Raw genomic sequence first — 13,481 nt, forward strand, 5'->3', positions numbered from 1 at the left:
CGGCGATTTTCGCGGCGCGCAACAGTCTTCTGCGATTAACGGAGACAAACGCGCATAAACGAAGTGCGAACCGGCGGTAAGTGCTGATAACGCTATCGGCGCGGCAAAAACAAAAAGCCACCCGAAGAAGGCTTCGGGTGGCTTTTGAACAGCAGTCAGAGCAAAGGCGCCGTAACCGGCGCGCGCTGCTCCTAGTCCACCGCGCCCTTACGGCTTGCGCTGCGGCGCTCGTGTTCCTTCAGGTAGCGCTTGCGCAGACGGATGGATTGCGGCGTGACCTCGACCAGTTCGTCGTCGTCGATAAACTCGACCGCGTATTCCAGCGACATCTGGATCGGCGGCACGAGGCGCACGGCTTCGTCCGTACCCGACGAACGCACGTTGGTGAGCTGCTTGCCCTTGATGGGGTTCACGACCAGGTCGTTGTCACGGCTATGAATGCCGATGATCATGCCTTCATACAGCGGCTCGCCCGGCGACACGAACATACGGCCGCGGTCCTGCAGCTTCCACAGCGCGTAAGCGACTGCGGCGCCGTCGTCCTGCGAAATCAGCACGCCGTTGCGGCGCTCGCCGACCGCGCCTTCCTTGACCGGCTGATACGAGTCGAACGTGTGGCTCATCAGGCCCGTACCACGCGTGAGCGTCAGGAATTCCGACTGGAAGCCGATCAGGCCACGCGCCGAAATACGATACTCGAGACGCGTGCGGCCACGGCCGTCCGACGCCATGTCGAGCATTTCGCCCTTGCGGCGGCCCAACTCTTCCATCACGCCGCCCTGGTGCGCGTCTTCCATGTCGACGGTCAGGTTTTCGTACGGCTCGTGCTTCACGCCGTCGATTTCCTGCATCACCACGCGCGGACGCGACACGGCCAGCTCATAGCCTTCGCGACGCATGTTTTCCACGAGAATGGTCAGGTGCAGTTCGCCGCGGCCCGCCACTTCGAACGTGGTTTCGTCGCCGGTTTCTTTCACGCGCAGCGCGACGTTGTGGTTCAGTTCCTTCATCAGGCGGTCGCGAATCTGACGGCTCGTGACGAACTTTCCTTCACGGCCAGCCAGCGGCGACGAATTGACGAGGAAGTTCATGGTCAGCGTCGGTTCGTCGACGGTGATCATGGGCAGCGCTTCCGGCTGTTCCGGCGAGCAGATGGTCACGCCGATGCCGATTTCCTCGATACCGTTGATCAGCACGATGTCGCCCGCTTCCGCCGACTCGACCTGCACGCGCTCGAGACCCTTGAACGACAGCACCTGGTTGATCTTGCGGTTCAGAATCGCGCCGTCCGGACCCGAACGCACGGCGACGGCCATGCCCGGCTTGATGCGGCCACGCGTGATGCGGCCCACGCCGATACGGCCGACATACGACGAGTAGTCGAGCGACGTGATCTGCAATTGCAGCGGGCCTTCCGGGTCGGCTGCGCGCACCGGCACGTGCTTGAGCACGGCTTCGAACAGCGGGCGCATGTCGCCTTCGCGCACGTCCGGCGTGAGGCCGGCATAGCCGTTCAGGCCCGACGCGTAGACGATCGGGAAATCGAGCTGCTCGTCGGTCGCGCCGAGCTTGTCGAACAGGTCGAACGTCTGGTTGATCACCCAGTCGATACGCGCGCCCGGACGGTCAACCTTGTTGATCACGACGATCGGCTTCAGGCCGAGCGCCAGCGCCTTCTTGGTCACGAAGCGCGTTTGCGGCATCGGGCCTTCGACGGCGTCGACGAGCAGCAGCACGGAGTCGACCATCGACAGCACGCGCTCCACTTCACCGCCGAAGTCGGCGTGTCCCGGCGTGTCGACGATGTTGATGTGCGTGCCTTCGTATTCGACGGCGCAGTTCTTGGAAAGAATCGTGATGCCACGTTCTTTTTCGATGTCGTTCGAGTCCATCACGCGTTCGGCAATCTGCTGGTTGTCGCGGAACGTGGCGGTCTGACGGAGGAGCTGGTCGACGAGCGTGGTCTTGCCGTGGTCGACGTGGGCAATGATGGCGATGTTGCGTAGGGCGCGGGTCATAGGAACCTGGAGACAGTTGAGTGCGCCGCTTGCTCATGCCGCTTACCCCTGCCGCTTACCCTTCTATCAGAGCAATACGAGGACAAAATTACGACAAGCCCAAAGCGCACTTTTGGGAACCCAACATTATAGCACGCGATGGTGACGCTTTCTGGTATTCCCCGATAGCGGACGCCGCGGCGTGCCATTTGCAGCCCGCAACACTGACAGCGCACCTCATTTGCGCCTACGCAAAAACGCGCCGATTCCTTCTTGAGTGCGGAAAATTCCTTGCCTAAGCTGTAATAACCCTTGCCGCGTCAATCATCCGGCTCCTATAATCGTGCATAGTCAACCATTGCATTCGCACGAGAATCATGACGGAGCCGTCCTCAACACCCGCGCCGGAGATCAGCGAGTATCAGCTCGGCGAAAGCGTCGGCTACCTGCTCGCGCGAGTGAAGTCGACCATGTCGAACATGGTCACCCAGCGCAGCATGGCCGAACTGGGCATCACCAGTCAGCAGGGCAGCATCCTGTTCATGGTGGCGAGCGGCAAATGCGTGCTGGCGGCCGAACTGGCCCGCGAATACGGCATCGACGCAAGCGCCGTCACGAGGCTGATCGACCGGCTGGAAAAGCGCGGGCTGCTGACGCGGGTGCGCAGCAGCGAAGACCGGCGCGCCGTGCGGCTCGCGCTGACGCCGGAAGGCCACGCAATCGCGGCGAAGATGCCGAAGATTTTCACCAGCGTGCTGGATAGTCTGCTCTCCGGTTTCACCCCGGAAGAAGTGGGCTTCTTAAAGAGCATGCTGCGGCGAGCCCTGATCAATTCCGGCGAATGCACGGCATTTGCTCGCGATGCGGCAAGCAGCTCCGGCAACAAGACTTAAAAATTACTTGCAGCGTCCATCATTACATTCCACTCAAAGAGTCGAGCGATGAAATCCCTTTCCCTGTCCGCGCCCGCGTTTCCGCGCCGGGCCGCTGTCGCCGCCGCGGTGGCAGCGCTCGCCCTCGCGGGGTGCGCGAACTACTTCGGTGTCAAAAGCGACAAGCAGATCTCGTCGCCGGAGCAGTACGAGTCCACGCAGAGTCTGACGGGCCAGGGCGGCCAGTGGCCGTCGCTCGAGTGGGCGAACCAGTTTGGCGATCCCCAGTTGCCGAAGCTGATTGACGAAGCGCTGGAAGGCAATCCATCGATCGCGCAGGCGCAGGCGCGTCTCGCGAAGGCGTCGTCGTATATCGAAAGTTCGCGCTCGGCGCTCTATCCGAAGGTCAACGGCAGCTATTCGTGGACGCGCGAACTCTTCTCCGGCAACGCGCTCTACCCGCCTCCGTACGGTGGCACCTGGTATAGCGAAAACAACGTGCTGGCGAGCGCCTCGTGGGACCTCGACCTGTGGGGCAAGAACCGTCAGCGGCTCGGCCAGGCGGTGTCGCAGGAAAAGGCGGCTCAGGCGGACATGCAGCAGGCGCGCGTGACGCTCGCGGCCTCCGTGGCGAGCACCTATAACCAGCTTGCGCAGCTCTACGCGCTGCGCGACATCGCCGCGCGCGAGATCGAGAATCGCCAGGAAATCGGCCGGATCACGAATGGCCGCGTCGCCGCGGGCCTCGACACCAACGTCGAACGCCAGACCGCGACCGGCAATATCGCGACGAGCCAGTCGAACCTGACCGACCTCGACGGCCAGATCACCGTGGTGCGCTATCAGTTGGGCGCGCTGCTCGGCAAGGGGCCCGACCGCGGCCTGCAGATCGCGCAACCTGTGCTCGGCGCCGGCAACGCGGTGACCCTGCCCGACAATCTGCCGGCCGACCTGGTCGCGCGCCGCGCGGACATCGTGGCCGCACGCTGGCAGGTCGAAGCGGCGATGCACGACGTGAAGGAAGCGAAGGCCGAGTTTTTCCCCGATGTGAATCTCGCCGCCGCTTTCGGCTTCGACGCGTTCGGCTGGGGCCGCTTCCTGAAGGCCGGCAGCCGGCAGATACAGTTCGGCCCGGCGGTTCATCTGCCGATCTTCGACGCCGGCGCGCTGCGCTCGCAGTTGAAGGGCCGTTACGCCGACTTCGACCTGGACGTCGCGAATTACAACCAGACGCTGATCAATGCTTTGTCGGATGTAGCCACGCAAGTCTCGTCGATCCGCTCGATCGACCAGCAATCGGGCGACGCACAGCGCGCGCTCGACGCATCCACGAAGGCGTATCAGCTCGCCGTGATCCGCTACAAGGCCGGGTTGTCGCCGCAATTGCAGGTGCTGACCGCGGACCAGAACCGCCTCGCCGCCGAACAGACCGTGACCACGTTGAAGATGCGCCGCCGCGATCTGCAGATCGGTCTCGTCAAGGCGCTCGGCGGCGGTTTCGACGCGACGCAAACCGGGCTCGTGGTGCCTGGCGACGGACCCCAGCAAGCAGCCGCGCCGGCCGCCGCGGCAAGCGCCAGCGGCACCGCGGCCACCGCCACGACCACGGCTGCGGCTGCGAAGTAACAGCGCGGACCGCAACGGATCGACAGCAACAGACCACACACGAACATCCGAATAAACGACGACGTTAGAGAGAACCCGGAGCACATCAATGAGCACCCCCCAGCAGCCCGCGGCTAACAACCAGCCGGCACAGCCGAACAAGCCGGCGCAATCCGCGAACAACGGCAAACGCAAGCGCATGATGACGCTGCTCGTCATCGTGATCCTGATCGCCGCCATCGCCTACGGCCTGTACTACTTCCTCGTGGCGCGCTTTCACGAAGACACCGACGACGCCTACGTGAACGGCAACGTCGTGCAGATCACGCCGCAGGTCACCGGCACGGTCGTCGCGGTCAACGCCGACGACACCCAAACGGTCAAGGCCGGCGACCCGCTCGTCGTGCTCGATCCGGCCGACGCCCGCGTCGCGCTCGAACAGGCCGAAGCGAATCTCGCGCAGACGGTGCGCCAGGTGCGCGGCCTCTTCGCCGACGACAACCAGTACCAGGCTCAGGTCGCCCAGCGCCAGTCCGACCTGTCGCGTGCTCAGGACGACCTGAAGCGCCGCATGACCGTGGCTCAAACCGGCGCGGTGTCGCAGGAAGAAATTTCCCACGCACGCGACGCCGTGAAGAGCGCCCAGGCCGCCGTCGAGGCCGCCCAGCAACAACTCGCGTCGAACCGCGCGCTGACCGCGAACACGACGATCGCGAATCACCCGAACGTGCAGGCTTCTGCCGCGAAGGTCCGCGACGCGTATCTGAACAATGCGCGCAACACGCTGCCGGCACCGGTCACCGGCTATGTCGCGAAACGCTCGGTGCAGGTCGGACAGCGCGTCTCGCCGGGCACGCCGCTCATGGCGATCGTGCCGCTCGGCGCCGTCTGGGTCGACGCCAACTTCAAGGAAGTGCAGCTCAAGCACATGCGCATCGGCCAGCCGGTCGAACTGACCGCCGACGTGTACGGTTCGTCGGTCGTCTATCACGGCAAGGTGGTCGGCTTCTCGGCGGGCACGGGTTCGGCGTTTTCGCTGCTGCCCGCGCAGAACGCGACGGGCAACTGGATCAAGGTGGTGCAGCGCCTGCCGGTGCGTATCGCGCTCGATCCGCAGGAGCTTGAAAAGCATCCGCTGCGTATCGGCCTGTCGATGCAAGCCGACGTCAGCATCAAGGACGAGAACGGCGGCCAGCTCGGCAACGCGCAGAACACCGTCTATCAGACGAACGTGTTCGCGAAATACGGCGACGAAGCCGACGCCGAAATCGCCCGCATCATCGCGGAAAACGCAGGTCCGAACGCTGGCGCGCAGAAAGCCGTGCAGTCGGGAACCGGCAAGCCCGCGGCTGCGGCCGCAAAACTGATGTAAGCCGCGCGGCGACTCCTACAAGGCTTTTTGAATGGCTCAGGCTCAGGCGCAAGCCCCTCATCCGCCGCTCGAGGGGGCGCAACTGGTGATCGGCACCATCGCGGTGTCGCTCGCCGTTTTCATGAACGTGCTCGACACGTCGATCGCGAACGTCTCCATCCCGTCCATTTCCGGCGACCTCGGCGTGTCGGCCGATCAGGGCACGTGGGTGATCACGTCGTTCGCGGTCGCCAACGCGATCTCCGTGCCGCTGACCGGCTGGCTCACCGACCGCATCGGCCAGGTGCGGCTTTTCATGGCGTCGATCGTGCTGTTCGTGATCTCGTCATGGATGTGCGGCCTCGCGCCGACGCTGCCCTTCCTGCTCGCCTCGCGCGTGCTGCAAGGCGCGGTGGCCGGCCCGATGATTCCGCTGTCGCAAACGCTGCTGCTCGCGAGCTATCCGCGCGCGAAGGCGCCGATGGCGCTGTCGATGTGGGCAATGACCACGTTGATCGCGCCGGTCGCCGGCCCGATTCTCGGCGGCTGGATCTCGGACAACATTTCGTGGCCGTGGATTTTCTACGTCAACATTCCCGTCGGCGCCGTCGCCGCGGCCGCGACGTGGATGATCTTCCGCAACCGCGATTCCGTCGTGAAAAAGGCGCCGATCGACGGTGTCGGCCTGGGCCTGCTGATCTTGTGGGTCGGCTCGTTGCAGGTCATGCTCGACAAGGGCAAGGACCTCGACTGGTTTTCGTCGACCACGATCGTCGTGCTGGCGCTCGTCGCCGTGATCGCGCTCGCGTTTTTTATCGTGTGGGAATTGACGGCCGAGCATCCGGTGGTCGACCTCTCGCTCTTCAGCAAGCGCAATTTCACGGGCGGCACGGTCGCGCTGTCGATCGGCTACGGCCTTTACTTCGGCAATCTCGTGCTATTGCCGCTGTGGCTGCAAACCGACATCGGCTACACGGCGACCGACGCCGGTCTCGTGATGGCGCCCGTCGGACTGTTTGCCGTGCTGCTGTCGCCGATCACGGGCAAGGTCTTGCCACGCACCGATCCGCGCTACATCGCGACCCTGTCGTTCCTCGTGTTCGCGCTGTGCTTCTGGATGCGCTCGCGCTACACGACCGGCGTCGATACGTACTCGCTGCTGTTGCCCACGCTGATTCAGGGCATCGGCATGGCCGGGTTCTTCATTCCGCTCGTGTCGATCACGCTGTCGGGCTTGCCGGGCAACCGGATTCCGGCGGCCTCGGGCTTGTCGAACTTCGTGCGGATCATGTGCGGCGGCATCGGCACGTCGATCTTTCAGACGGCGTGGGACCATCGCTCTATCATGCATCATGCGCAACTGACCGAGCGCGCCAACGCCTACAACCCGGTCTTCGATCAGTCGATCCGGCAAATGGGCGCGGCGGGTTTCAGTCAACCGCAAGCGTATGGGCTCTTCAATTCGATGGCGACGCAACAGGCCGCGCAATTGGGCGTGAACGACCTGTTCTTCGTTTCGGCCGGCATCTTCGTCGCGCTGATTGCGCTGATCTGGATCACGAAGCCGGAAAGAGCCGGTGGCGATGCGGGCGCGGCTGCTGCGGCGGCGCATTGAGACGAGCAGACCAGACTGACAACCTGCTGCACCGGGCTGGCGCCACAGACGGATCAGGGCATGACGGGGGGATGGAAGGTCAACGTCCCCGCAAGAATCCACAGCATGAAGATCACGAGCGGAAGATGCACGATGAACTGGGTAAACGTGAAGCCCACCACGTCGCGAGCCCGCAATCCCAGCACGCCTAGCAACGGCAGCATCCAGAAAGGGTTGATCAAATTCGGCAACGCCTCCGCCGCGTTGTAGACGGTTACCGCCCAGCCCAGATGAACCTGCAGTTCCCTGGCTGCCGCGATCACGTACGGTGCCTCGATGATCCATTTCCCGCCACCTGACGGCACGAAGAATCCAAGGACGGCAGAGTAGATGCCCATCAGCGCCGGAAACGACGCATGCGACGACACTGCAACGAAGAAATGCGAAAGATGATCGGCCAACGGTAGTCCCGACGGCGCGGAGGCTTTCGTCAGCATGTACGCAATGCCTCCGTAGAGAGGAAACTGGATCAACACGCCAGCCACGGACGGCACCGATTTCGCCACGGCGTTCAGGAAGCGGCGGGGGCGCCAGTTCAACAGCATCCCGGCCAACAGGAACACGAAGTTGTAGGTATTGAGATTCGAGATCGCCAGCACCGGATTTTTCGCGGTGAATTCGTGCCATGCCCAAACAGAGCCGAGTGCGACGATCAGGATTGTGATCAACGGGCTGTACTCGAGCCAGTCGCCGGGGCGTGAAGGCGCTGCTACTTCGAGTTCCGCCTCGTTCAGCGAGATGCCCAGATGCTGCGCGGTTTTGGCGCGTTCGGTGCCCGGCGCAGAGAGATACGCGATCAAAAGCGATACGACGGTCAGAGCGGCGACTATCAGCAACGACTGGGGAAGAAAAATCGTTTCGGAGAACGGAATGACACCGGTGATCGCCAGCAGCGCTTTCGGCAAACTGTCCGGATTCGCCTGCAATTGCGATGCCGACGAACTCAATCCCAGCGCCCAGGTCGCGCCCATGCCGAGATAGGCGGCGGCACCCGCCGCTCGATAGTCCATACGGAGCCCGGTGCGACGAGCGAGCGCACGAACCAGCAGGCCGCTGAAGATCAGGCTGATCGCCCAGTTGAAAAGCGACGCCGAAATGCTGACCAGCGCGACGAATGCCACCGCAGACTTGCCGTTCGACGGCAAGCGGGCAAGCCATGCGATCAATTTGGCGGCAGGCGGAGATACCGCGACCACGTAGCCTGAAATGGCCACGATCGCCATCTGCATCGTAAAGGGAATCAGGCTCCAGAATCCGTCTCCGAAGGCAATGCCCACACGTTGTGCAGGCGCGCCCGTCGCCAGCGCGCCGACCGCGACGACGACAACCGCGATCGCCGCGAATATGTATGCGTCGGGAAACCACTTTTCCGACCAACGGGTCACTGCTGCGGCCATACGCTCGAGTCCGACTGCATCGTCGGCTGTCGAGGCTGCCAGGTCTTGCTGACGGTTCAATTCCTTCATCATGGTCTCCGACGCTTCGAGTGATTAAACATGCTGTTCATAAACCTGCACTGCCGCAGCCAGGTCTTCGAGTGCGGTCCCCACCGCTTTGAATACCGTGCGCTCGCTGCCGTCGAATCGCCCACCGACGTCGCCCCGGCACAGGGCCGCGAGCGTACCGTTCAGGTCCGCCGGCGAAATCACGTTGCGCGACAACGGCCCAATCAGGTCGCCGGACTTCTGCGGCGCCTCGTCCGTATCCACAAACACGCGTGCGTGGCGGAAACAATCGTCGTCAGCCTCGCGCATCTGCGGCGTGAAGCTTCCGATAAGATCGAGATGCGTTCCCGCTTTCAACCACGAGCCGCGTACGATCGACTCGGTGGCGAGCGTCGCGCAGCTCACGACATCCGCGCGCGCCACGCTGTCCGGCAGACTGGCGACAACGGCCGCATTGAAACCTTCGCCTCGCAGTTGCTGCACGAGTCGCGCGGCCGATTCCGGATAGATGTCCCAGACCTCGACATGCGTGATTGGGAGCTGGCTTCGATACGCTGACGGCACCAGGCTTGCCACGCGTCCGGCGCCCAACAGCACCATGTGCGAGGAGTCGTCGCGCGCCAGAAAGGTTGCAGCGAGTGCCGAGGCGGCGGCGGTCCGGCGTGAGGTGATTTCATTGCCGTCCATCTGCGCGAGTGGCTCACCCGTGCTGGCGTCGTACAGCACGTAAGTCGAGTGCAAGCCGGGCATTCCGCGGCCCTGGTTACCGGGGAAAATGTTCACGGTCTTGATGCCGAGATATCCGTCCGCCTCCCACGCCGGCATGATCAATACGGTGCCGCTATTGCCGTCGCCGCTATTGATCGTGTGCGAGTGCCGGAGTGGAACCTCACACCCCTTGATGAACGCCTTCTTCAGCGACGGAATCAGCGTGGCGAAGTCCAGCGCTTCGCGTGTCGCTGGCGTGTCGAAAAATTTCATGCTCGATTTGGCTCCTCGTGGGTCATTCACGCTTCAATGGAAATATCAGTGGCCGGGATCGCCTGGCAGGCGAGGCACATATCGGCTTCATCCGGCCCATGCCCCGTCATATGCGACACCTTGCCCGCCAGGACCTTGACGGCACAGCTCTCGCATTGCCCGACCCGGCAGCCGCTCGGCATGCTGATGCCGAGGCTCTCGCCGAAGCTGAGCAGGCTTCCCCGTTCGGGTGCCCATTCCGCCTTGATCCGCGACCGCCGGAATTCGACGGCGAAGCGCTGTGATGGATCGAGGGCCGGCTTTGACGGAGACCGAAAGGCCTCGCTGAAGATATCGAACGGCGGTACGCCGCGCTCGACGAGGCCTGCCGTGATGGCGTTCATCATCGGCTCCGGGCCGCATAAATAGAATCGCGCGCGGTGCTGTATCAATGCGTCGTCCACGACGTCCGCAGTGAGGTAGCCCTGCATCTCGAAGTCGCGTCCGAGTACTTCGTCGCGCGGCTGGTTATAGCAATTCACGACCTTGAGCGTTGGCAACGCACGCTGCAATTGCGCAATTCGTTTCCGGAACGCATGAGTCGAGCTATTGAGATTCGCGTAAAACAGCTGCGATTCAGGCGCTTGTGTGCCCAGTTCCCCGATCGTTTCCAGCCACGAAATGAAGGGCGTTATTCCAATCCCACCCGCGAATATGACGACCGGTCGCTTCGAAGCCGGCGGTACGACGAAGGTGCCGCTGGGGGCTTGAAGCAAGACCCTGTGTCCAACTGCCAACTCGCGATGAATATGCGAGGACATGACGCCCTCGAACTGCTCACCATCGGCACTTCGGCCTCGCTGATGGCGCACGGAGATCGAGTATGTCCGGCGATCGCTTTCAATCGCATGGCCAGTGAGCGAATAGGCACGCGTCGTTCCTCCTTCGCACAACTCCGGAATATGGACCGTCACATGCTGTCCGGGCAGATAGTCGGGGAGCGGTCCACCGTCGGCTGCGCTGAACGTAACCGTGCGAACGCCTTCGGCTTCTCCATGTACGGCCGACACGACAAAGTCCCGGAATCCTTGCCATGCCCGTCGCGCTGGATCGACCGACGCGTCGAGCGTGACGTCGCATGGCACGGCACGAAGCGGCGACGAACCGCTCAGCGGATCGACAATGGCGCCGGACACGATGCTGTTGTAGTTACTGTTTGCGCTTCCCAGTGCCGCCGACGATTCCATGCCGATTTCGTCGCACGCCTGCCACCAGCCATACTCCGCGACTACGACATCCGGCGCGAGTTCGGGGACAACTCGCGCACGAAATCGCGCGGTGCCGTTGGTACTGGCGACGCGTATCCAGTCGCCGTCGACAATGCCCTTCACGGCCGCCAGATCGGCGCTCAGTTCCGCGACGGGATAAGGGGCACGGCGACGAAGGCTTGGCAGGCTACGATGCTGGCTGTGGCAGTAGTAGCCGTTCTTGAAGGAAGTGAGCGTATAGGGAAAGCGTCGACGCTCAGCTGCGCGTGCTACTTCTCCGCGGCTCGGCGGTACATAGTGAGGTACGGCCGGATAACCGTACCGATGCAGCTTCTCCGAATAGAACTCGACGCGCCGCGTTTCGGTCGCAAAGCCTCGCGGGCCATTCGGCGTGGCGCAAGCGTATTGCTTTTCCTGCTGCCTGAGCGGCCGGTAAATGCCTTCGGGATGTGAACGCAGCGTCGCGACGTCCAGGCCCAACGGTTCGAGAACATGGTTCCATCCTTTTTCGACGTCGCCACCGAAGAATTGATCCCCCATCCCGAGCCTGACCGCCAGATCCAGCACGATGTTGTAGTCCGCCCGGCTCTCCCCGCGAGGCGTCACCATCCGCTGCCGCAACTGGACCAATTCGACGGCCCGCTCATTGATCTCGAAGCCGAGACGCAGTCCTTCCCGTTCCCAAGGCGTATTGACCGGAAGGAGAATATCCGCATAGCGGGCGGATGGCGTTTCGAACAGGTCGCAATGGACATGAAAATCCAGTGCGCACAGCGCGTCCCGCGCCAATGCGCTGTCGGCTTGCGACATCACCATGTTGGTGCCGAACGCGACAAGCGCGCGCACCCGATAAGGCCTGGACTCGAGAATCGCACGATAAACGTCGCGCGCGGTCACCCATCCCTGGGACGGCGGACCGAGCGGTCGCTCGTCAAGTCCGAGCGCCTTTGTTCGCTGCTGAGGACTCAGCATGGCGTAATTACTGAGAGGATTTGCTGGCTGCTTCAGCAACTCGCGGTTTGAACCCTGCGTATCGAATGCACCTGTCAGTGCATACAGCGTAGCGATCGCCCGCTCCGTTTGCGTCGCGTTCGTATGTTGTCCCACGCCAGACCACGCGTGATAGGCAATGCGCTGGCGTGGGCTGAGCATCGCCGCCACGATTTCGATCGCCGAGGCGTCGACACCGGTGATTCTGCTCACGTGTTCGGGCGTGTAACCAGACAGCGCATCGCGGTACACCTCGAAAGCGGGCGTACACGTGACTTCTATCACCCGGCCCGTCAGGTCGAATACGCGAATCTGATACGAGGCTGAAATCGAAAGATCGGACGGCGACGTGCTCGCCTCCTCTCCGACGAGTTCGAGTCGATTGAGCGCGCCATTCCAGACCGCATATCGATTGTTCGACGACTCCGGATCGATGTCGCGCTCACGCAGAAAATATCCGCTATCACGACGAACCAGGAACGCGCCATTCGTCCACTCGCGGACAAATGTATCGTCGATATTTCCCGTCGCGATCATTTGCCGGGCAATTCCCATAGCAAGCGCGCCGTCCGTGCCTGGCTGCACGCGCAGCCATACATCCGCATCGCGCGCAAGCGCCGTGGGTCTCGGGTCCACGACAATCAGCTTTGCGCCGTTGCGCCGACCCGCTGCGATACTGTCCGCCTGGGCCAGCCACGTGTTGGCTGGATTCGTACCCCAAAGCACGATGACGTCGGAATTCCGGTAATCGGCCGTTGGCATGCCGCAACCGAACGTAAACACGTGCGCGAAATCCTTATGCCAGTTGCAGATCTCGGTTGCGTAGCAGATATTCGGACTCCCGAAAGACCACACGAATCGCTCCACCCAGTCGATGCTGTCGCTCATCGGCGTACCGCTCGGGGTGGTGACGCCGAACACCACCGATTCAGCGCCGTTTTCCCGCTTGACGTGCGCGAGCGTGGTCGCGATCTCGTCAAGGGCCTCGTCCCAGCTGATCCGTTTCCAGCGCGGATCGGCCGCCCCTTTTGGGGCAGTGCGGCGCATGGGATACAACACCCGGTCGGGGCTGTGTACGAGTTCCGGCGCGGCCTTGCCTTTCATGCACATCGCGTTGCCGGTCGGGTGCGTGTTGTCGGGACGAACCTTCAGCAACACGTCGCCGCGGACCGTATTGATCGTGCCGCATCTTGACCGGCATAACGTGCAGTACCCCTTCTTCTCCTGCGTCTCCATCATCGTTCCACTGTTTCCTTTCATGACGGGATGCTATGCAGCCGAAATTGCCCTGCCTAATTCATATTTCTTGCCTCGCGATATATAATTTTTCAATACCTCA

8 protein-coding genes are annotated in these 13,481 nt (G+C 62.7%); 4 read left to right on the top strand and 4 right to left on the bottom strand.

Going from position 1 to position 13,481, the window contains the following annotated elements; genetic code table 11:
* Positions 1–191 precede the first annotated feature (191 nt).
* Positions 192–2,018, bottom strand: coding sequence for a translational GTPase TypA (typA, locus tag CUJ91_RS10075; RefSeq protein ID WP_107706698.1), 1,827 nt, complete (start codon positions 2,016–2,018; stop codon positions 192–194).
* Between the two features lie 356 nt (positions 2,019–2,374).
* Between typA and CUJ91_RS10080 the strand changes: the two genes are divergently transcribed.
* The 4 genes from CUJ91_RS10080 (at position 2,375) to CUJ91_RS10095 (ending at position 7,440) form a co-directional block, all read left to right on the top strand.
* Positions 2,375–2,890 (top strand): MarR family winged helix-turn-helix transcriptional regulator, encoded by a 516-nt coding sequence (locus CUJ91_RS10080; RefSeq protein ID WP_006050942.1) that lies wholly within the window; start codon positions 2,375–2,377, stop codon positions 2,888–2,890.
* Between the two features lie 48 nt (positions 2,891–2,938).
* Entirely contained in the window at positions 2,939–4,495 is a 1,557-nt protein-coding gene (locus tag CUJ91_RS10085; RefSeq protein ID WP_006050943.1) for an efflux transporter outer membrane subunit, read from the top strand.
* Positions 4,496–4,583: 88 nt separating this feature from the next.
* Positions 4,584–5,846: an EmrA/EmrK family multidrug efflux transporter periplasmic adaptor subunit gene (locus CUJ91_RS10090; protein ID WP_006050944.1), complete on the top strand. Its 1,263-nt coding sequence runs from the start codon at positions 4,584–4,586 to the stop codon at positions 5,844–5,846.
* A gap of 31 nt (positions 5,847–5,877) precedes the next feature.
* A complete protein-coding gene (locus tag CUJ91_RS10095) occupies positions 5,878–7,440 on the top strand; it encodes a DHA2 family efflux MFS transporter permease subunit (protein ID WP_006050945.1) in 1,563 nt (520 codons plus the stop codon).
* A gap of 53 nt (positions 7,441–7,493) precedes the next feature.
* Here the strand turns inward: CUJ91_RS10095 and CUJ91_RS10100 are convergent, their stop codons facing one another.
* Genes CUJ91_RS10100 through CUJ91_RS10110 form a run of 3 tightly spaced genes read right to left on the bottom strand, consistent with a single transcriptional unit; the run spans position 7,494 to position 13,378 of the window.
* Positions 7,494–8,945 carry a short-chain fatty acid transporter gene (locus tag CUJ91_RS10100; protein WP_053859044.1) on the bottom strand — a complete coding sequence of 484 codons (1,452 nt, stop codon included), beginning with the start codon at positions 8,943–8,945 and terminating at the stop codon, positions 7,494–7,496.
* A gap of 24 nt (positions 8,946–8,969) precedes the next feature.
* Positions 8,970–9,905: a bifunctional Delta(1)-pyrroline-2-carboxylate/Delta(1)-piperideine-2-carboxylate reductase gene (gene lhpI / locus CUJ91_RS10105; RefSeq protein ID WP_107706697.1), complete on the bottom strand. Its 936-nt coding sequence runs from the start codon at positions 9,903–9,905 to the stop codon at positions 8,970–8,972.
* A 26-nt stretch (positions 9,906–9,931) separates the two neighbouring features.
* Entirely contained in the window at positions 9,932–13,378 is a 3,447-nt protein-coding gene (locus tag CUJ91_RS10110) for a molybdopterin-dependent oxidoreductase (protein ID WP_107706821.1), read from the bottom strand.
* Between the last annotated feature and the right edge of the window lie 103 nt (positions 13,379–13,481).

This window comes from Paraburkholderia graminis, assembly GCF_003330785.1.
Classification (GTDB): domain Bacteria; phylum Pseudomonadota; class Gammaproteobacteria; order Burkholderiales; family Burkholderiaceae; genus Paraburkholderia; species Paraburkholderia graminis.

What these genes read in the sequence shown, in the direction of transcription:
- typA (WP_107706698.1), bottom strand. Translation starts at nt 2,018, where the DNA reads ATGACCCGCGCCCTACGCAACATCGCCATCATTGCCCACGTCGACCAC.
- CUJ91_RS10080 (WP_006050942.1), top strand. Translation starts at nt 2,375, where the DNA reads ATGACGGAGCCGTCCTCAACACCCGCGCCGGAGATCAGCGAGTATCAG.
- CUJ91_RS10085 (WP_006050943.1), top strand. Translation starts at nt 2,939, where the DNA reads ATGAAATCCCTTTCCCTGTCCGCGCCCGCGTTTCCGCGCCGGGCCGCT.
- CUJ91_RS10090 (WP_006050944.1), top strand. Translation starts at nt 4,584, where the DNA reads ATGAGCACCCCCCAGCAGCCCGCGGCTAACAACCAGCCGGCACAGCCG.
- CUJ91_RS10095 (WP_006050945.1), top strand. Translation starts at nt 5,878, where the DNA reads ATGGCTCAGGCTCAGGCGCAAGCCCCTCATCCGCCGCTCGAGGGGGCG.
- CUJ91_RS10100 (WP_053859044.1), bottom strand. Translation starts at nt 8,945, where the DNA reads ATGAAGGAATTGAACCGTCAGCAAGACCTGGCAGCCTCGACAGCCGAC.
- lhpI (WP_107706697.1), bottom strand. Translation starts at nt 9,905, where the DNA reads ATGAAATTTTTCGACACGCCAGCGACACGCGAAGCGCTGGACTTCGCC.
- CUJ91_RS10110 (WP_107706821.1), bottom strand. Translation starts at nt 13,378, where the DNA reads ATGGAGACGCAGGAGAAGAAGGGGTACTGCACGTTATGCCGGTCAAGA.